17 protein-coding genes are annotated in these 19,982 nt (G+C 35.6%); 16 read left to right on the top strand and 1 reads right to left on the bottom strand.

Going from position 1 to position 19,982, the window contains the following annotated elements:
• The 4 genes from BM305_RS12180 to BM305_RS12165 form a co-directional block, all read left to right on the top strand.
• On the top strand, window positions 1–456 hold a 456-nt coding region (locus BM305_RS12180), incomplete at its 5' end, for a cellulose binding domain-containing protein (RefSeq protein ID WP_272481961.1).
• Window positions 457–650: 194 nt separating this feature from the next.
• Window positions 651–1,568: a glycosyltransferase family 2 protein gene (locus BM305_RS12175; RefSeq protein ID WP_177214710.1), complete on the top strand. Its 918-nt coding sequence runs from the start codon at window positions 651–653 to the stop codon at window positions 1,566–1,568.
• 25 nt (window positions 1,569–1,593) lie between these two features.
• The gene (locus BM305_RS12170; protein ID WP_092561202.1) at window positions 1,594–3,798 is read left to right on the top strand and encodes a DNA topoisomerase III; all 2,205 of its coding nucleotides are present in this window, start codon (window positions 1,594–1,596) and stop codon (window positions 3,796–3,798) included.
• A gap of 155 nt (window positions 3,799–3,953) precedes the next feature.
• On the top strand, window positions 3,954–4,544 hold the full coding sequence (locus BM305_RS12165; RefSeq protein WP_092561200.1) for a sugar O-acetyltransferase: 591 nt from the start codon (window positions 3,954–3,956) through the stop codon (window positions 4,542–4,544).
• A 58-nt stretch (window positions 4,545–4,602) separates the two neighbouring features.
• Here the strand turns inward: BM305_RS12165 and BM305_RS12160 are convergent, their stop codons facing one another.
• The gene (locus BM305_RS12160; protein WP_092561198.1) at window positions 4,603–5,631 is read right to left on the bottom strand and encodes an SGNH/GDSL hydrolase family protein; all 1,029 of its coding nucleotides are present in this window, start codon (window positions 5,629–5,631) and stop codon (window positions 4,603–4,605) included.
• A gap of 312 nt (window positions 5,632–5,943) precedes the next feature.
• Here BM305_RS12160 and BM305_RS12155 point away from each other — a divergent pair, with 312 nt between their 5' ends.
• From BM305_RS12155 to recG, 12 genes are all read left to right on the top strand, one after another.
• A complete protein-coding gene (locus BM305_RS12155) occupies window positions 5,944–6,879 on the top strand; it encodes a magnesium transporter CorA family protein (RefSeq protein ID WP_092561196.1) in 936 nt (311 codons plus the stop codon).
• A 32-nt stretch (window positions 6,880–6,911) separates the two neighbouring features.
• On the top strand, window positions 6,912–7,751 hold the full coding sequence (locus BM305_RS12150; protein WP_092561194.1) for a rhomboid family protein: 840 nt from the start codon (window positions 6,912–6,914) through the stop codon (window positions 7,749–7,751).
• Between the two features lie 19 nt (window positions 7,752–7,770).
• A complete protein-coding gene (locus BM305_RS12145; protein ID WP_092561192.1) occupies window positions 7,771–10,950 on the top strand; it encodes a glycosyltransferase family 39 protein in 3,180 nt (1,059 codons plus the stop codon).
• A 51-nt stretch (window positions 10,951–11,001) separates the two neighbouring features.
• The gene (locus BM305_RS12140) at window positions 11,002–11,961 is read left to right on the top strand and encodes a glycosyltransferase family 2 protein (protein WP_092561190.1); all 960 of its coding nucleotides are present in this window, start codon (window positions 11,002–11,004) and stop codon (window positions 11,959–11,961) included.
• Between the two features lie 8 nt (window positions 11,962–11,969).
• Window positions 11,970–13,382 carry a hypothetical protein gene (locus tag BM305_RS12135; protein WP_092561188.1) on the top strand — a complete coding sequence of 471 codons (1,413 nt, stop codon included), beginning with the start codon at window positions 11,970–11,972 and terminating at the stop codon, window positions 13,380–13,382.
• Window positions 13,383–13,406: 24 nt separating this feature from the next.
• Window positions 13,407–13,721, top strand: coding sequence for a hypothetical protein (locus BM305_RS12130; protein WP_092561185.1), 315 nt, complete (start codon window positions 13,407–13,409; stop codon window positions 13,719–13,721).
• 34 nt (window positions 13,722–13,755) lie between these two features.
• Window positions 13,756–14,634 (top strand): DUF2953 domain-containing protein, encoded by an 879-nt coding sequence (locus BM305_RS12125; RefSeq protein WP_092561183.1) that lies wholly within the window; start codon window positions 13,756–13,758, stop codon window positions 14,632–14,634.
• Window positions 14,634–15,035 (top strand): GerW family sporulation protein, encoded by a 402-nt coding sequence (locus BM305_RS12120; RefSeq protein WP_092561181.1) that lies wholly within the window; start codon window positions 14,634–14,636, stop codon window positions 15,033–15,035. Before BM305_RS12125 ends, BM305_RS12120 begins: the two co-directional genes overlap by 1 nt.
• Window positions 15,036–15,149: 114 nt before the next feature.
• Window positions 15,150–15,335, top strand: a complete 186-nt coding sequence (gene rpmB, locus BM305_RS12115; protein WP_092561179.1) for a 50S ribosomal protein L28 — start codon at window positions 15,150–15,152, stop codon at window positions 15,333–15,335.
• Between the two features lie 412 nt (window positions 15,336–15,747).
• Complete coding sequence (locus BM305_RS12110; RefSeq protein ID WP_092561177.1) at window positions 15,748–16,104, top strand: Asp23/Gls24 family envelope stress response protein; 357 nt, start codon at window positions 15,748–15,750, stop codon at window positions 16,102–16,104.
• A 37-nt stretch (window positions 16,105–16,141) separates the two neighbouring features.
• Entirely contained in the window at window positions 16,142–17,815 is a 1,674-nt protein-coding gene (locus BM305_RS12105) for a DAK2 domain-containing protein (RefSeq protein WP_092561175.1), read from the top strand.
• Window positions 17,816–17,919: 104 nt separating this feature from the next.
• Complete coding sequence (gene recG / locus BM305_RS12100) at window positions 17,920–19,956, top strand: ATP-dependent DNA helicase RecG (protein ID WP_092561173.1); 2,037 nt, start codon at window positions 17,920–17,922, stop codon at window positions 19,954–19,956.
• Window positions 19,957–19,982: the final 26 nt, after the last annotated feature.

Here is a 19,982-nt window from a genome sequence, read left to right as displayed (position 1 = left end):
GTAACACCAACACCAGTAGTAACACCAACACCAGTGGTAACACCAACACCAGCAGCTGGTGCAGTAAAACCAGTTGTTGAAGTGAAATCATCATTTGGATCAACAGTAAGCCAGACTTACAAAGTTACTTCAGCAGGAACAGAAGGTGTAGACTTATCTAAGCTGGTAATTCGTTACAACTATACAAAAGATGGAAATAAAGAGCAGAAATTCTGGTGTGATAATGCTGGAATCAGCTTAAATGTTGCTCCATGGTATGTGAGCTATACAACAAATGTGACAGGAACATTTGGAGATGGTTACTTAGAATTATCCTTTAAGGATGCTTATGTATTACAACCTAACACAGGTAACTTAACAATTGGTGCACGATTCAATCAGGCAGATTGGTCAAGTTATACTAATTTCCAGGAAGGTACTGTAGAAGTATACTATGATGGAGTGTTAATGAACTAGTTATCATTAAAATTTAAAAAGCCTTATACTTGCTGGAGATGGCAGGTATAAGGTTTTTTTATGGTGTGCATGTGGTAAGAAATATTGTGGCTAAAGGACAGCTGTACACTTTGTTGTATAGAATCATTGAGCAAATCAGAAAATTGTGGTATGATACTCTTTATGAAGTGATAACAATAAAGGGAGAACATGTTATGAAAAGAGTTCAGGTGCTGCTCTCCACATACAATGGGGAGCAATACATTCGAGAGCAGTTAGACAGTATTTTGCAGCAGGACTATGAAAATATTCAAATATTAATTAGGGATGATGGTTCTACCGATCGTACCGTATCTATTTTAGAAGAATACAGCAAGGAATATTCTAATGTAACATATTATGCGGGAAATAATGTAGGAGTAATTAATAGTTTTTTTGATTTAATCAAATGTGCAGATGAGACAGCAGATTACTATGCATTTTCTGATCAGGATGATGTATGGCTGAAAGAGAAAATCACCATGGCAGTAGATAAACTGGAAGAAAAGTTAAAGGCAGAAAAAAAAGTAATACCATTGTTGTACAGTAGTGTTACTACATTAGTAGACAAGGATTTGAAAATATTACCCTATGGAAGCATAAAACAAAATTATAAAGCCACATTTGGAAATGCACTGGTGGAAAATATCTGTGCAGGCTGCACCTGTGTAATCAATCATGTACTCTGGGAAATATTAAAAGACCGGCTGCCTCAATTTACTATGATGCATGATTGGTGGATCTATTTAACAGCAAGTTTTTATGGGAAGGTTATTTTTGATACAAAATCCTATATATTATACAGGCAGCATGGAAAAAATGTTCTTGGTGGAAGAAAAAGTTATTTGCAGGAATTATCCTTGAGATTAAAAAAATTCAAGAAAAGTCAGGGCAAGTTCAGCCGTCAGGCAGATGAATTCATTAGAGTGCATCAAATTTCATCAAAAGGAAAAGGTGCTCTTGCCTATTATGTAGCTGAATATAAAAAGAATTTAAAATACCGTTTGAAAGTAGTAACTTCAAATCAGATTATCCGGCAAAGGAAAATGGATGACCTTGTGTTTCGATTACTATTTTTGACGGGTATGCGGTAAAAATCAAATAGAAGAGGTAGAGATGATGGCTCAAAATAAAATATTAGTAATTGCAGAAAAACCATCTGTAGGAAGAGATATTGGGAGGGTGCTGAAATGCAGTAAAAAGCTGAATGGTGCATTGGAAGGCAACCAGTATATTGTGACATGGGCGTTAGGGCATTTGGTGACTTTATCCGATCCAGAACGATATGATAATAAATATAAAGAGTGGCGAATGACTGATTTGCCAATGATTCCAGATAAAATGCATTTGGAAGTAATCAGAGAAACGAGTAAGCAATACCAGGCAGTAAAGGCACTTATACAAAGAGGCGATGTGCAGGAGATTGTAATTGCAACAGATGCCGGACGAGAAGGAGAGCTAGTTGCAAGATGGATTTTATCGAAAGCAGGGAATCAGAAGCCAACAAAGCGTTTGTGGATATCATCTGTAACCGACAAAGCTATAAGAGATGGTTTTGCGAATTTGAAGCAAGGAAAAGATTATGACAATCTGTATTATGCTGCTGTGTCAAGAGCAGAAGCGGACTGGCTGGTAGGCATGAATGCAACCCGTGCACTCACTTGTAAATACAATGCACAATTATCTTGTGGAAGAGTTCAGACGCCTACTCTGGCAATGATTGCAAAGCGAGAAGAAGAAATTAGAAATTTTAAACCTCAGGCATTCTATGGAATTAAGTTATGTGCTGGTAAAAACAGTGGAAAGACCGATTCGATGACATTCACTTGGCAGGATAGGAAATCAAAAAGCAGCCGGTCATTTGAAAAAAGTAAGATAGAAAATTATATAAAGGATTGTACAGGGAAAAGAGCAATAGTGGAAAAGGTGGATAAGTCCTTTAAGAAAAAAGAGGCTCCCCTATTATATGATTTAACAGAACTTCAAAGAGATGCCAATAAATTATACAATTTTTCAGCAAAGGAAACCCTTACGATTATGCAGAGATTGTATGAGAACCATAAAATTGTAACCTATCCGCGGACAGATTCACGCTATCTCACAACAGATATGACAGATACTTTAAAAGAGCGTTTGCGGGCTTGTGGGACAGGACCTTACCAGAAGCTGGCTGCTGTCTTGTATCGTGGTAATATAAAGGCAAAAGCTTCTTTTGTAAATAATCAGAAGGTCACAGATCATCATGCTATTATTCCTACAGAGCAGTTTGTTCAGTTAGATCATTTAACGAATGAAGAGCGGAAGGTTTACGATTTAATTGTCAGACGTTTTATGGCTGTGTTATACCCTCCTTTTGAGTATGAACAGACAACAGTTACGCTTACGATAGGAGAGTATGCTTTTATAGCAAAGGGAAGAGTGATTAAAAATCCTGGCTGGAAGATGGTTTATGAGAGTCAGAGCATGGAAGAGGATGATTCCATGGCTTTGCAAAAGCTTACAGAAGTAAAAGAAGGGGAACAGCTAGAAGTATATTCTATCCAAATAACCGAAGGAAAAACAGCACCACCTGCTCCGTTCAATGAAGCAACATTGCTTTCAGCAATGGAAAATCCAGTGGCATATCTGGAGAATAAGAACAAGGAAGATATTAAGACACTGGGGGAAACAGGTGGCTTAGGAACAGTAGCTACAAGAGCAGATATTATAGAAAAGCTGTTTCATACATTTTTGTTAGAAAAACGAGGAAAAGATATTTTTATTACTTCAAAGGCTAAACAGCTTTTAGAACTAGTGCCAGATGACTTGAAGAAACCAGAAATGACAGCAGACTGGGAAAGAAAACTTTCAGGAATTGCTTCTGGAAAATTGAAGCGTACTATTTTCATGGAAGAAATTAAAGATTATACAAAGGAAATAATTGATGAAATTAAAACAGGAGATGGAAAGTTCCGTCACGAAAACCTGACTAGTCACAAGTGTCCAAACTGCGGAAAGCGATTGCTGCTAGTGAAAGGAAAGAATAGTACCATGCATGTTTGCCAAGATAGAGAATGCGGTTATCGGGAAACAATTTCAAAATTATCCAATGCACGCTGTCCAAAATGCCATAAGAAAATGGAACTAAAGGGAAAAGGAGATGCTCAGGTATTTATTTGCTCCTGCGGATATAAGGAAAAACTGAATTCGTTTAAAGAAAGAAGAAAGAATGAAGGGGCAGGTGTTTCTAAAAAAGATGTGCATCATTATATGAATCAGATGAAAAAGGAAGAAGAAAAGGGAACAACTGCATTTGCAGATGCACTTTCCAAGTTGAAGTTATAAAGCTGATACAAAAATAGCTAAATGATACGTAAATTTTCACTTAAATAAACAAATATACCGAAATGTAAACTATTTGTGCCGAGATGAATGAATAATATGGCTGAATATGGTATAATATAAAATATTTCATAGTATTTTAGAGTGGAGGTTTTTGTATGGAATTTAAGGAAATATTAAATACTAGTAAAATGTATGATGATATGTCAAAGAAGTCCAACGAGGTTAGAAATAGGGCATATATGTTGTCAAAACAGTACAATGCCTGCACAGATGACCACGAAAGAGAAAAAATACTGGATCAGCTTTTCTTTAAACATGGGAAAAATGTTCGGTTTGAAAATGGTTTTTTCTGTGAGTATGGAATTAATATCTCAATTGGAAATGATTTTTTTGGGAATTTTGATTGTTTAATTTTTGATTGTGCATCTGTTACCATTGGGAATAATGTTTTATTTGGACCGCGCGTTGGTATTTTTTGCGGTAATCATGCCACTCATCCAGAAGAGCGTTTGAAAAAGGGCTGTTATTCTAAACCAGTTGTCGTCGGAGATAATGTCTGGATTGGAGCAGGATCCATTGTTACTCAAGGAGTTACCATTGGTAATAATTCAATAATTGGAGCGGGCAGTGTAGTTACAAAAAGCATTCCGTGTGATGTAATCGCAGCGGGAAATCCATGTAAGGTAATACGCGCTATTACAGAGGCTGATCGAACGGGTTACAATGGAGAAGAGTATATGCTTTAAGGTAAAAATGCCAGTACTATTGGAAGTGCAGAATTTGTAATAGTACTGGCAGACAAATCTAACAGTCAGGAAATATTTCTTTGATTTTCTCTATCAACTGACGAGCGTCTTTCTGATGTGTAATGAGAGAAGGATGCCCAGAAGCAATTCCATCCTCCTGTACATTATGATAAGGCTGCTGGTAGAAGTAAATACCAGTCAAACCTCCAGACAAAGCAGTTTTACAAGCTTCCTCCACATATTCGTAGGACTGTGTACACAATGTTCCGCAAGTACACAGAATTTTAGCACCTGGGTAGTGTCCTTTTAGGAATTTTAAAAATGAAACGTAGGCTTTCACAAATCTTTCAGGTACACCGTCTTTATCCATATGTCCAGAATCATTTGTTCCAAGATTAATAACGATTAGTTCTGGAATAAAGTCTGAAAAATCATACAATGCTTCTTCATCAGCCCACCAATTAGTATAGGGATAAACGCGGGGAATAACGCCGTTTTCATCTCCTGTCCATTCTAAATAAACGCCATATCCAGAAACAGAAAAATAACGTGCGTTAAAATTCAGTTCCTTTGCTGTCAGATAAGCATAGGAAGCCATGCCATCTTCCTCGCGGATATGATACTCAGATTCTGGTTCTCCATATACCCCATACCCACAGGTGATAGAATCACCTATAAATTCAACTTTCATCCGTGTATCCTTTTCGTTGGGAAGAGGAAGCAGCGTGCCACCGCATACTTCTATACTTTGAAGCTTGGCATAAGACATAGAAGCTTCTGTAATTTTAATAAGAGAGATTTTATGTTCTTTCACATCATCAAAGGAAGCAAGGGTATAGACTGCTTCGGCTTTATTCAAAACAATTGGTTCTTCTGTTATTAAAACGTCATCCAGGAACACCCGCAAACGTGCTTCATTTACCTCACCATTTAAATTGGTTCCAATTTGGGCAGTAACGGTAGTCAGACCATTACCTTTTACAATGAAATCAACCTGTGAATTGGTATATCCTAAATATTCATATCCATCTTTTTCCAATATTCTTCCGTAATAACGGAAATAGTTTTTGTCTAAAATGTTAATCATAATAGCGAGCCTCCCTAATTTGTTAATACTTAAATTATAGTGTGTTTTCAGCAAAAATCAATATATGAAATGAACTATAGGATATGTTTTTTGTGTTTGACAAAGCAATTAATTAAACATATAATTAATATGATATTCTTAATAAATGGAATAAATTTATCTTGAAAGGATGTGGAACGTATGGAGCTTGAACCGAGTAGTTATAGGTATAGATATAAAGTAAAATACATTCGTAATCTACATAATGAGGGAATTTATTCCAGATAACCCTAGGATAAACTTACCCCTTATTGTGCAGTAGAAGGAGTAAGCATGATTAATATTTATAAGACTTTTGAGGATGGGTTACATCAAATTAAGAATTATGAGGATGGCTCATGGATTGCACTTACTAATCCAAATGCTACAGAGCTTTTAGAAATTGCAGAGGCCTATCAAATCGACGTGGATCATGTTAAGGCTGCCCTTGACGAGGAGGAGCGTTCACGTATCGAGACAGAAGATACCTATTCTGTGATTTTGGTAGATATCCCAAGTATTGAAGAGAAGAATGGAAAAGAGCGCTATGTTACGATTCCATTGGGTATTATTGTAACAGAAAAAGTACTTGTGACAATCTGTCTGGAAGAATCACCAATTCTAAAAAGCTTTATGGATGGCAGAGTCAGAGGGTTTTATACCTATAAGAAGACCAGATTTATTCTGCAAATCTTATACAGAAACGCCAGTGTATTTCTTCAATATTTAAGAAGTATTGATAGAAAAAGCGAAGAGATTGAAGAAAAACTTCATATTTCTACAAAAAACAGTGAATTAATTGAACTGCTGGAGTTGGAAAAATGTCTTGTCTATTTTACAACATCCTTACGTGCCAATGAAGTGGTTTTGGAGAAACTGTTAAAAAGTGATAGTATTAAGCAGTATCCCGAGGATACAGAACTTTTAGAGGATGTTATTATTGAAAATAAGCAGGCAATTGAGATGGCCAATATTTATAGCGGTATTTTAAGCGGCATGATGGATGCATTTGCTTCCGTTATTTCCAATAATCTTAATATTGTCATGAAAACTCTGGCAACCATTACAATTGTAATGTCAATACCGACCATGGTATTCAGCTTATTTGGAATGAACTTTAAAAACATTCCTCTTGGGTCAAATCCAAATGGTTTCTTGTATATAACACTTGGGACATTAGTGCTAACCCTAATTGTTGCATTTTCTTTTGGAAAAAAAGATTTGTTTTAGGTTAACAGGCAGAAAAGAAGAGAGGTTATGAAATGAAACTATTGAATAAACTTGAGCGGAAATTTGAAAAGTATGCGATACCAGATTTTATCCGTTATGTTATTTTTATTTACATTTTAGGAACAGTAATTGGAGTGCTAAATCCTAATTTATACTGGATGTATCTGCAATTTGATTTAAATCAAATCTTAAAAGGCCAAGTATGGAGAATTTTCACCTTTTTGCTGGCACCAGGAGGAGTATCCTTTTATTCTCCGTTGTCCATTATTTTCTTTGTGTTTTTTATTTATGCTTACTTGATGATAGGAAGGTCTTTAGAGCGGGCATGGGGATATTTTCGGTTTAATCTTTATTTTATCAGCGGGGTTTTATTCAATATAATAGCCGCTCTTATTTTACATTTTGGGTATAATCAGCCGTATGGAGTTGGTTTAGAATATGTATTCCAATCCATGTTTTTTGCCTTTGCTGTATTATTTCCAGAAGTAAGATTTTTAATTTTTTACATTATTCCAGTTAAGGTAAAATGGCTTGCAATTTTAGAAGGAATCTTTTATATTTGGTCAGTAATAGATTTTTACCAAAGAGGGGATTATGCATATGCTATTGCAATTATAATGGCAGTTGCAAACTTTTTAATTTTCTTTTTTGCCACAAGAAATTATAAGAAGATTTCTCCGAAACAGCAAAAAAGAAAAATTCAATACAAAAGGCAGGTCTACCAAGCTTCCATAGGTCCTAAACACAAGTGTGCTGTGTGTGGGAGAACAGAACTGGATGATGAGAATTTAGAATTTAGATACTGCTCAAAATGTAATGGGAATTATGAGTATTGTAAAGATCACCTGTTCACTCATGAACATGTGAAATAGTAATGTAGGGGGATTATTTATGAACAGCATAGTATTGGTATTAATTTGCTATACAATTATGTTAGCTTGGGGCTACCGGTATATTGCACAGAATATGAAGGGAAACTGGAAAAGCAGTAGTGCTTCAAAAGCAGAAACAGATGAAAAAGTAGCAATCGGCTTTTTGTTTGCAGCAGCATTTCTTGCACGTATCATTTTTGCTGTTGCAAATAAAGGGCATGAGCAGGATATGGGTTGTTTTATTGGATGGTCTGATATGGTTTTTCAAAATGGATTTGGTAAGTTTTATGAGCTGGATGCATTTACAGATTATCCACCAGGATATTTATACGTATTATACTTTATTGCATTTTTAAGAAAAATTTTTAACATTAATATTTATGGAACATTTGGATATGTACTAATAAAGATGCCGGCAATGCTCTGTGATTTGGCCATTGCATATTTTATTGTTAAAATTGCAAGACAAAAGTTTAAATTGACGCCGGTACTGATATGTGCAGCATTCTTTTTATTCAATCCAGCTATTATTTTAAATTCAGCAATCTGGGGACAGGTTGATTCGGTATATACAATATTTGTAGTTTTGGTTTGCTATTTTATTATGAAGGAGCAGCTTCCCAAAGCATATTTTGCATATGCGCTGGGAGTATTAATTAAACCACAGATATTGATTTTTACGCCAGTACTTCTTTTTGCCATTATTAATCAGGTATTTCTTAAAGATTTTAATTGGAAAAACTTTGGAAAACAGCTGGGGCTTGGATTGACTGCAATTGGTGTTTTAGTGCTGCTTTCCATGCCATTTGGGCTTAATAATGTTTTCTCACAATATACGGAAACACTTGGTTCCTATGAATATGCATCTGTCAATGCCTATAATTTCTGGACAACATTAGGGCTTAATTGGTCTCCACAAGATAATATGCTGGGACCACTGGCATATAAAACATGGGGAACCGTTGGTATTATTGCGGCTGTAGCAGTGGCTGCTGTGTACTTCTTCCGCAACAGGAAGGATAAAACAAGCTACATATACTCCGGTATTATTATATATGCCATGGTATTCACCTTTTCGGTAAGAATGCATGAGCGTTATATGTACCCTGTACTGGCATTATTAATTTTAGCATTTGTGATGCGTCCGCGGAAGGATATATACTATTCCTTTTTACTATTTTCAATTGCTCACTTTTTAAATGTTGCACATGTATACTATGTATATGATTACATGAATTTTAATGCAAAAGCTGCAGTACCGATTGTAACAGGTGTTATTACAATGGCGGCACTGGCATATTATATGGTTTGTATCTTTAGAAAAGGTTCTGGGGCAGAAAATGTGGAAGAAGAACAGCTGGCACTTAGTTTTATGCCGTTTTCTTCAGATAGCAGAAGGTCAGAAACAAGTTCATCTTATTCCCAACAACGGAAAAAGGAAATGACCATCGAAAAAACACAGCCAGTATCAAAGTTACTAAAGAAGGATTACCTTGCCATACTAATTATAACAGTAGTTTATGGGTGCTTTGCATTGTATGATTTGGGTTCTAGAGTTGCTCCAGAAACCTGTTGGAATCTTGAAAAATCACAGAACACAGAAATTGTTTTGGATATGGGAGATTCTGTTTATGTAGATAAAATAAGATTCTTTCTAGGTAATTACGATACCAGGACATTCAAGGTAGAGTATACCGACGACAAGAATGGCACATGGAATGCACTGGCAGATCTGACTATGAACAATGTTTTATACTGGGGTGAAAGCCAGATTGGAATGACTGCCAGGTATTTTCGTCTGACACCAAATGAAACCAAGTCAGAGGTGTTTGAAATTGCATTTCAGGATGCAGAGGGGAATTTTATAGTACCTGTCAATAAAGACGAGTATACGGAACTGTTTGATGAACAGGAAACAGTTCCAGCAAGAAGTTCCTTTAGAAATTCTACCTATTTCGATGAGATTTATCATGCCAGAACAGGGTATGAATTCCTTATTGGTTCAAAAGACTGCTATGAAAACACACATCCACCTCTAGGAAAAATATTTATTGCATTGGGAATGCTGATTTTTGGAATAAATCCATTTGGATGGAGAATTATGGGAACTTTGTTTGGGATTGCCATGCTTCCATTTCTCTATGTGTTTGCAAAACGCTTTTTTAAAGAAAGCTGGCTTGCAACTATTGCCACAGTATTGTTTGCATTTGATTTTATGCACTTTTCCCAGACGCGTATAGCAACTATTGATGTTTATGTTACATTTTTTATTATTTTAATGTATTATTTCATGTATCAATATACGCAAATGAGTTTTAATGACTCTTCCTTAAAAAGAACCTTTATACCACTTGGTTTATGCGGTTTCTGTATGGGGCTTGGAATTGCGTCAAAGTGGACTGGAGTGTATGCAGGAGTTGGTCTTGCTGTTATATTCTTTTATACATTGTATAAAAGGTTCCGGGAATATTTATATGCTAAAGAGAATTATAATGGTACTACTAATGGAATAAAACATAGTGATATTGCCAATAAGTTTTATAAAAATGCAGGATTTACTATTTTATTCTGTATAGCTGCTTTTATAGTTGTTCCAGCAATTATTTATACCTTGTCCTATATTCCATTTTATGATGGACAACAGGAAGGCTTAGTAGCTAGAATGCTTACCAATCAGGAAACAATGTATAGTTATCATTCTAATCTTGTTTCTACGCACCCGTTTTCCTCACGCTGGTATCAGTGGCCTATTATATCCCGGCCAATTTGGTACTACGATGGGTATATTTCAGAAACAATTCGAGAGGGAATTAGTTCTATGGGCAATCCTCTTGTTTGGTGGATGGGGATTCCAGCATTTTTCTATACGTTAATTAGTGGCTGGAGAAATAAGGATAAGAAAGCAGGCTTTTTGATTATTGCGTATCTAGCAGAATACCTGCCATGGACCCTTGTATCCAGAACAACTTATATTTATCACTATTTTACCAGTGTTCCATTTGTGGTACTGTTAAATGTTTATATGTTTCATGATTTGGTTAAGAAAAAGATTCTTATTAAACCGTTGATTTATTTTTATGTAGTGTGTGCAGTTGGTTTGTTTTTGTTGTATTATCCTGTTTTATCCGGTCATCCAGTAAACAGAGAATTTGTAAAACATATCTTATGCTGGTTTCAGAGCTGGGTATTAATTAGTTAACAGGTGGAAAAACAAATGATGAATTTGTAAAAATATAAATGAGGTGAAGGTATGGTACGATATTCTATTATTATTCCCGCGTATAATGAAGAAGAGGTTCTGGACGAGACGTATAAGAGACTTACAGAGGTTATGAAATCTACGGAAGAGGAATATGAACTGATTTTTATCAATGATGGCAGCAGGGATAACACATTTAAAATGTTACAGGATTATTGTAAGAAGGATTCCAGTATTAAGGTGGTTAATTTCTCCAGAAACTTTGGACACCAGATTGCAGTTACGGCTGGAATGGAGTATTCCAGCGGACAGGCAGTAGTGATTATTGATGCGGACTTACAAGATCCGCCAAGAGTTATTTTGGAAATGATTGCAAAATGGAAAGAAGGCTATGATGTAGTATATGGAAAACGTCTGGTACGGAAAGGGGAAACATTTTTTAAAAAGTTTACTGCCAAATGTTTTTATCGGATACTAGATCATATGACTACAGTGGATATTCCTGTAGATACAGGGGATTTCCGTTTAATGGATCGAAAGGTTGTAGATGTAATGAATTCTCTTTCAGAGAAAAACCGTTATGTCCGCGGTCTGGTAAGCTGGGTTGGATTTAAGCAGACAGCAGTAGAATATATGAGAGATGGCCGTTTTGCAGGGGAAACAAAATATCCATTGAAAAAAATGTTGAAGCTGGCAGCGGATGGTATTTTGTCCTTTTCCTATAAACCCCTTCATTTTGCAGGGGTGGTTGGCTCCATGCTTTCATTTGCTAGTTTTATTTATTTAATTATTGTAGTGATTCAGAAGCTATTTACAAGTACTACCCAGCCTGGATGGGCATCGCTAGTTGCAGTAATACTGTTTTTTAATGGTGTTTCTCTTATTCTTCACTGTATAACAGGAGAATATGTTGGAAGAATTTATGAAGAAACAAAAAACAGGCCATTATATATTGTTAGAGAAGCGATTAATTTTGACGAGAGTGTTGTGGCAGATATTAGGAGGAAATAATAGGTACAATGAATAATAATTTAAAACATGTGATTAAAGATATAAATAATGGAAAGAATTTAGAGGAAAATCTACCCCTATATTTCAATTCATTATTTGGGAAATATTATGAACAGTCTATTTTAAATGTTGCTATGGAGTACTATACAGTACTCCAGCAACAAGCAGATGGATTGTTTAATGGGACGGAAGAAAAGAGAACGGTTGACTTTATGAATGGAATTGTGAATCTGCTCTTTGTACAGTGTGCTACAGTGGATAAGTACCAGGAGGCAGCATTGCAGCTGGAAATGCACAGGGCAGAGGTTATCCGGAAAATGGAAGTATTAACTGCATATATCGATCAGGTATTACTTTACGAATATGTCTTAAACCGTTTAGAAAAAAAATATGTAGAGCAAGTTCCTGAGGTAAATGAGGAGATATTTGTTCAAAAATTAGTACAATACATTTTTGGTACAAAAGAAAACTTTATTATTAATGAAAGAATTAAGGAAACGATAGGTCAGCTGCCTGTAAGAATGGCACGTTCTAAATATTATGAACTGCTGAAGAATAGTTTAACATTGTATAAAGGTGCAGATAAGTCTTCTGTTAAAACTTATTTATATATGTTACGAACCAGTGCTAATTTATATAAGCCAGAAGGGATGGAACAGTATTTTACAGAGATAGGAGAAATGGTAAGTAAATTTCATCAGGTAGATTATGATACACTTAGCAAAGAGGAACATAAACAGTTATCTGAAACGGTTATAAAGGCTGCTGATATGCTGAAAGCAATGATGGAGGAATATGTCTGCCTGCAAACGCTGTTAAACGATTTATATGTGTATGTACTTGCATATCCCTATGGAGATTTTGCTGAAAATGACAAAACTGGTATCTGTAGAGATATTATAAAGGAAGCAGCAGAGTATATGCAAGGGGAAGCTGTTGAGGAGTCCGAAAGCATAGAAGAAAAGCTGGTACAGCTGGAAGGGTTACAAGAAACTCTGTTAGAAGATATTGTAGTTCTAGAAGGAATACTGCCTGTCATTGGGGAAAGCTATGGTTCTCTATTACAGGGAATGATGTTAGAGCATCAGTATAAAAGTTTAGAGAGAGTGCAGCAATTGATGTCTACAAGTTTGTTTATGGAATTTACAGAAGAGGCAGAAGAGACAGCAGACGAAGCGTATATTTCCGAGGTTACCAATGAACTGATTGAAGAGTTAACTCTCCTTTTTAAAAGCCGTCCGATTCGTTTTATTCGTGCAGTCATTGCTAACACCATTGATAAAATGCCTGTATTTTTTAATTCTGCTGATGAAGTGACGGAATATATCCAAAATAGTCTGCAATTATGTAATGATGTATCTGAGAAACAAGCAGCTATAGAAATTTTGAATGAGATTATCGAAGAGAGTGAATTGTATTAAAGCATATTGATGGGTGGTGCTTACATGATAAGATGGTGTCAGAAGCTTTATCTGGATTTTGCAGCGGAGAAAATAGAAAAAAAACTTCGGAAGCGAATCGAGAGAGGAAAATTAAATTTATTTGTGTATTGTATTACCCTTGCTCAGAATGAAAATAATCTGTTTGAGATTATCCGGACAGATGAACTGTTATTTCATTATTATAGAAAGAAAGATATATATATTATTGGTTTAGCTGTAAGCAGAGATAGTGCAGTAGAATTGGTTGCCGAAATAATTGATGAAATGTATCAGAGTACAGGAACTTTTCATCCTAGGGAATATTTCTCGTTTTCGTAATTCTGCGCAGTAAAAGGTTAGGATGTGAGAGTGTTTGCCTATAGTATTTCTGATATTAAAGATAGTAGGAATTGTTATTGGTTGTATATCAGGCTTAGCTGTTATGCTGATTCTTTTAATTCTGCTGGTTCCGGTACGATATCGAATTAAAATTAAAAAAATAGAACATGTGGAGAGTTATTTTACCGTATACTGGCTGTTTCATATTGTAAGTATGAGAGGTGAGCTGGAAAAGAATACCTGGAATTATTGTCTGCGTATATTTGGGATACCATTGAAACACAATAAGGATAGTAAGATAAGAAAATGTAAGGCTGCTGAAAAAAGTGACAATGGGAAAACAGAGAAGGAACAGGATGAGGTTGGTGAATCGGGGCAGAGTGAAGGAGCGGATGGAACAGAAAAAGCAGCTGTGGAGAGTGAAAACAAGGAAAAGAAGCCATTTTTTTTAAAGAGAATAAAAGATAAGTTTATGAACATTTATCAAAATATAAAAAATTCGATTAAGAATTTTTTTACTTTCTTTAAAAAGGTTTTAGATAAGAAAAAAAGCTTGTCTGATTTTCTAAAAGAGGAAATTAACCGATTGGGGATCAAAACATTTTTTGGGACACTATATGAAGTAATTCGATATGTAAGACCACAAAAAATGAAAGGAATTATTTATTTTGGAACAGGAGATCCATGTTCTACTGGACAGGCACTGGGGATATTTAGTATACTATATATCAGATATGGTAGTAAATATTTGAAAATTGTACCGGATTTTAACGAGAAAGTTTTAACAATGGATTTGTGCTTATTCGGTAAAATGAGAGTGCTTCGGTTTGCCAGGGTTCTTTGGAAACTATATCGAAATGAAGAATTTAAAAATTTTATAGGCAATGTAAAAACCTTAAAGGAGGAGTTTTAATGGCTGATCAAAATAATTTTAGTAGTACATTTGATTCACTATTCAAGGGAATGGACAGCTTTTTAACTACAAAAACAGTAGTTGGGGACGCAATTAAATTTGAGGATGGAACGATTATTCTGCCATTAGTTGATGTTAGTTTTGGCGCTGCAGCTGGAGCATTTACAGAAGAATCGAAAAAGAGTAATGGAGCCGGAGGTATGGGTGGAAAGATTACACCAAGCTCTGTATTAGTGATTCAAAATGGAATTACAAAATTAGTAAATGTAAAAAATCAAGATAGTATTACTAAAATACTGGATATGGTTCCTGATTTCGTGAATAAATTTACAAAAGGTGGAAAAGATGAAGAAACACCTGTGGAAGAAGTCGAGAATTTTGAAGATATTATAGAAGAGTAATGAACATTTTTTAAAAATTGCTTGCATTATTCCTGCTATTTTGATAAAATGATTTTGTTTGATGTGTAGCAACTGGAAAGTTACACTTAGGAAACGTAAGGAGGTGCTTTGGTAATGGCTAAATGTGCAGTTTGTGGAAAGGGAGCTCATTTTGGAATTAAAGTGAGTCATTCACATAGAAGAAGCAATAAAATGTGGAAATCAAATGTTAAATCTGTTAAAATTAATGTTAATGGCGCAACAAAAAAATTGTATGTATGTACATCTTGTTTGAGATCAGGGTTAGTTGAGCGTGCTTAATGAGAAATTAGACAGGAGGTGTCATAAATAGCGATTTAATCACTATTTTGACACCTTTTTCTGTTTAATAAGCCCATTAGCTTAATCCTTTCTTGTTTTAGATTTCATGTTTAACAGGAAAACAGATTATATCCAAGTAATAAACATAGAATAATAATGCAGATAGCTAATAAACCATTGGTGATGAACAGCATCATAGTCATTCCAATGGCCATCCAGAAGAGGATGAATCCCAGCATACGTCTCATATTAACCTCAACGGAAAATATTTGTTAGTTTATTATATATAAGATACAGAAAAATATGATTTGAAATTTCGTGAAAATAAATTCGTGTGTTCTATATTTCTTTTTTTAAATAAAAAGGGTATAATGTAGTTAGAGAATAAAATTGTAGAAGTGGAGGGTTTGCCATGAAAAGTCATATTAGTACAGATATGGGTGAGATCATCATTGACAATGAGGTAATTGCTAAATATGCTGGTTCGGCAGCGGTGGAGTGTTTTGGTATTGTTGGTATGGCTTCTGTCAATATGAAGGAGGGCTTGGTAAAACTTTTGAAAAAAGAGAGCATCCGTCATGGGGTAAATGTTTATGTGGAAGATAATTCTATTTTTATAGATCTGCACATTATTGTTGTTTATGGGGTGAGTATTGCAGCAGTTGCAGAAAATCTGATCGAAAATGTAAAATATAAAGTGGAAGAATTTACTGGTATGAGTGTAATGAAAATAAATGTTCTTGTGGAAGGCGTAAGGATTTTAGACTAATTGAATAGAAAGTGATCATTAAGGAGGATTTAAAAAAGTGGCTATGAAATCAATAGATGCAGAACTGCTTCAAAAAATGTTTCTTGCTGGGGCAAAGAGCATCGAGCTTAAGAAAGACTATATTAATGAGTTGAATGTTTTTCCAGTACCTGATGGGGATACTGGTACAAATATGACATTAACGATTATGTCAGCCGCAAAAGAAGTAAATAGTATTGATAATCCTACCATGGGAAAAATAGCAAAAGCAATTTCTAGTGGATCATTAAGAGGTGCAAGAGGAAATTCAGGTGTAATTCTATCTCAATTATTTCGTGGATTTACAAAAGAAATTGTTGATAAACAGGTTATTACAGTTCCAGTTATGGCAGATGCTTTTGAACGTGCAGTGGAAACTGCTTATAAGGCAGTAATGAAACCGAAAGAGGGAACGATATTAACGGTTGCAAAGTCTGGTGCACAAAAGGCAAGAGAGTTATCAGGTAATACGACAGATTTAATTACTTTTTGCACAGATGTTCTGAAGGAAATGGAAAGAGTTTTATCTCTTACACCAGAGATGCTTCCAGTACTAAAAGAGGCTGGTGTTGTAGATTCAGGAGGTCAGGGTCTGATTACCATTCTGTCAGGTGCCGTTGACGTATTAACAGGGAAAGTTACGGCGGTTGATTTTGATTCTAAAGCACAAAGTATATCTGTCCAGAATAGAATAGATAGTTCTAAAATTTCAACATCAGATATTAAATTTGGATATTGTACTGAGTTTATTATCATGTTGGAAAAAGAGTATAACATGAGCAGCGAAGCAGAGTTCAAAAACTATTTGGAAGGAATAGGTGATTCTATAGTTGTTGTTTCTGACGACGAGGTTGTAAAGGTTCATGTACATACTAATGATCCGGGACTGGCAATTCAAAAGGCGTTAACCTATGGTTCCCTCACTAGTATGAAGATTGATAATATGCGGGAAGAGCATCAAGAAAAGGTGATTAAGGAAGCGGATAAAACTAAAAATGAGATTCAGTCAGCAGAGATGAAACAAGAACCAAGGAAAGACGTTGGTTTTATTAGTATTTCAGCTGGAAAAGGGTTGAATGAAATATTTAAAGGACTTGGTGTTGACTATCTCATAGAAGGTGGACAGACTATGAATCCAAGTACAGAGGATATGCTGAATGCCATTGAGAAGGTAAATGCAGATACAATTTTTATCTTACCAAATAACAAAAATATTATCTTGGCAGCAGAACAGGCAAAAGAACTGACGGAAGATAAAAATATTATTGTTATTCCATCTAAGACAATACCACAGGGAATTGCAGCAATTATTAATTTTGTTTTTGATAAAACGCCTGATGAAAATGCAGTTCATATGACGGAAGAAATGAAAAAGGTTAAATCTGGGCAGGTTACTTATGCAGTCAGAGATACCACAATTGATGGTAAGATGATAAAGCAGGGGAATATTATGGGGATTGATGACAATTCTATTGCTGCGGTGGGTGATGAAATACAAGCCACCTCACTTGAACTTATAAATTCCATGATGGATGAGGATTCAGAACTGATTAGTCTGTATTACGGAGAAGAAATATCGGAGGAATCAGCAAATAGTTTAGCAGAAGCAATTATGGAACAGCATCCAGAGGTAGATGTAGAGGTTCATAGTGGTGGGCAGCCAATTTATTATTATATGCTTTCTGTGGAATAATGAAATGTTTGATATCACTATGTCTAATAGATTAATTAAAGGAGAAATGCAGGGAAACTTGTATTTCTCTTATTTCATTTGATAGAACAGTAAGAGGTGAGGATATGAAACAGGAAGACCGGATTTCAGTGATAAAGGGAATTGGAGAGAAAACAGAAACAGGAATGGCCAAGCTTGGAATTTTTAAGGTAGGTGACCTTTTAGAACACTATCCCCGAAATTATGATGTGTATGGGGAAATAAAGGAAATTGAAGCACTAGAAGAAGGAGAAACAGCAGTGATTGAAGTGGCTGTTGCCAATTTGCCACAGCGTAAAAAAGTGAGAAACCTGCAAATGATCCAATGCTGGGTAAGCGATTATTCTGGAAGATTATTAGTGACGTGGTTTAATATGCCATTTCTTCAAAATAAAATAAGGATGGGCAATCATTATTTATTTAGAGGAAAGGTAATTCGAAAAAATGGTATGCTGGGAATGGATCAGCCGGTTATTTTGTCAAAAGAAGAATATGTTAATCAAAAAGATGTATTACAGCCTGTATATGCATTAACAGCGGGAATAACGAATAATATGGTGAAGAAAGCCATGAGCATAGCAATAAAGGAAACATTATTAGATAAAGATTATCTTCCTGCTGAGATTCGTAAGGAATGTAATTTAATAGAAGAAAAAAGTGCGCTTCGGAAAATTCATTTCCCCAATCATTTGGAGGAACTGATGGAAGCACGAAAAAGAATTGTTTTTGATGAATTTTTCTTATTTACATTGGCACTTAATTATTTGAAGAAGCAAAAAGAGCAGAAATCCAGCAATTTCAAAATGCTTTCAACGGAAGCATGTGAGGAGTTAATGAAACGACTTCCATTTTCTCTGACAGAGGCACAAAGGAAAGTGTGGGAAACGATAAGGAATGAATTGCAAGGGGATAGCCAGATGAATCGCTTGGTTCAGGGAGATGTTGGTTCAGGAAAAACCATTGTGGCTGAGCTGGCGCTGCTGATGACTGCAAAGAACGGTTTTCAGGGGTGTATCATGGTTCCAACAGAGGTTTTGGCAAAACAGCATTTTCAATCCCTTTCTCAAGACTTAAATGGTTTTGGTGTACGAATTGTATTGCTGATTGGTTCCATGACTGCAAAAGAAAAAAGAGAGGTATACAGCTGTATTAAAAATCACGAGGCAGATGTGATTGTTGGAACCCATGCTTTAATACAGGAAACAGTGGAATATGCCTGCCTTGGACTGGTTGTTACAGATGAACAGCACCGGTTTGGAGTAAAGCAAAGAGAGGCACTATTTAATAAAGGTCTAGAGCCGCATATTCTGGTAATGAGCGCAACACCGATTCCAAGGACATTAGCGCTTATTTTGTATGGTGATCTGGATGTCTCCACCATTGACCAGCTGCCCAAAAACAGACTGGCAATTAAAAATTGTGTGGTAGCTACAGATTACCGGGAAAAAGCATACCGTTTCATTGAAGAACAGGTAAAAGCAGGGCATCAGGCATATGTGATTTGTCCGATGGTGGAAGAGAGCGAAGTGATGGATGCAGAAAATGTTATTGAGTACACAGAAAAGTTACAAAGCGTTATGCCATCCTATCAAATCTCATTTTTGCATGGGAAAATGAAGGCAAAAGAAAAGAATCAGCTGATGGAGCAATTTTCAAAAGGTGAGATACAGGTGCTTGTTGCTACAACGGTGGTAGAGGTTGGAGTAAATGTTCCCAATGCGACAGTAATGATGATTGAAAATGCGGAGCGGTTCGGACTGGCACAATTGCATCAGTTAAGAGGACGTGTTGGCAGGGGAGGATTTCAGTCCTATTGTATTTTTGTAAATGGTTCTCAGAGCAAGGAAAGCAAAAAGAGGCTGGAGGTTTTGAATTCTTCTAACGACGGTTTTGTAATTGCTAAAGAGGATTTAAAATTAAGAGGACCAGGTGATTTATTTGGAATCCGTCAAAGTGGAATGGTAGAATTTAAAATGGCAGATGTTTATCAAGATGCAGAAATTTTATTAAAAGCAAATGAAATAGCAAAGCGGTTTACAGAGGATGAGGTTAAACTACTATGCAAAAAATATGAGGGAATAAGATCAAAGCTTCAGTTGTATACCAGTGATTTGTTTTTGTAGGTAAATTTTACTAAGGACTCTATTGT

The organism is Anaeromicropila populeti (assembly GCF_900112775.1).
In the GTDB taxonomy this organism is placed as follows: domain Bacteria; phylum Bacillota; class Clostridia; order Lachnospirales; family Lachnospiraceae; genus Anaeromicropila_A; species Anaeromicropila_A populeti.
This window is presented reverse-complemented; position numbering and strand designations above follow the sequence as displayed.

Coding starts and splice junctions, on each gene's coding strand:
- BM305_RS12175 (WP_177214710.1), top strand. CDS start 651: ATGAAAAGAGTTCAGGTGCTGCTCTCCACATACAATGGGGAGCAATAC.
- BM305_RS12170 (WP_092561202.1), top strand. CDS start 1,594: ATGGCTCAAAATAAAATATTAGTAATTGCAGAAAAACCATCTGTAGGA.
- BM305_RS12165 (WP_092561200.1), top strand. CDS start 3,954: ATGGAATTTAAGGAAATATTAAATACTAGTAAAATGTATGATGATATG.
- BM305_RS12160 (WP_092561198.1), bottom strand. CDS start 5,631: ATGATTAACATTTTAGACAAAAACTATTTCCGTTATTACGGAAGAATA.
- BM305_RS12155 (WP_092561196.1), top strand. CDS start 5,944: ATGATTAATATTTATAAGACTTTTGAGGATGGGTTACATCAAATTAAG.
- BM305_RS12150 (WP_092561194.1), top strand. CDS start 6,912: ATGAAACTATTGAATAAACTTGAGCGGAAATTTGAAAAGTATGCGATA.
- BM305_RS12145 (WP_092561192.1), top strand. CDS start 7,771: ATGAACAGCATAGTATTGGTATTAATTTGCTATACAATTATGTTAGCT.
- BM305_RS12140 (WP_092561190.1), top strand. CDS start 11,002: ATGGTACGATATTCTATTATTATTCCCGCGTATAATGAAGAAGAGGTT.
- BM305_RS12135 (WP_092561188.1), top strand. CDS start 11,970: ATGAATAATAATTTAAAACATGTGATTAAAGATATAAATAATGGAAAG.
- BM305_RS12130 (WP_092561185.1), top strand. CDS start 13,407: ATGATAAGATGGTGTCAGAAGCTTTATCTGGATTTTGCAGCGGAGAAA.
- BM305_RS12120 (WP_092561181.1), top strand. CDS start 14,634: ATGGCTGATCAAAATAATTTTAGTAGTACATTTGATTCACTATTCAAG.
- rpmB (WP_092561179.1), top strand. CDS start 15,150: ATGGCTAAATGTGCAGTTTGTGGAAAGGGAGCTCATTTTGGAATTAAA.
- BM305_RS12110 (WP_092561177.1), top strand. CDS start 15,748: ATGAAAAGTCATATTAGTACAGATATGGGTGAGATCATCATTGACAAT.
- recG (WP_092561173.1), top strand. CDS start 17,920: ATGAAACAGGAAGACCGGATTTCAGTGATAAAGGGAATTGGAGAGAAA.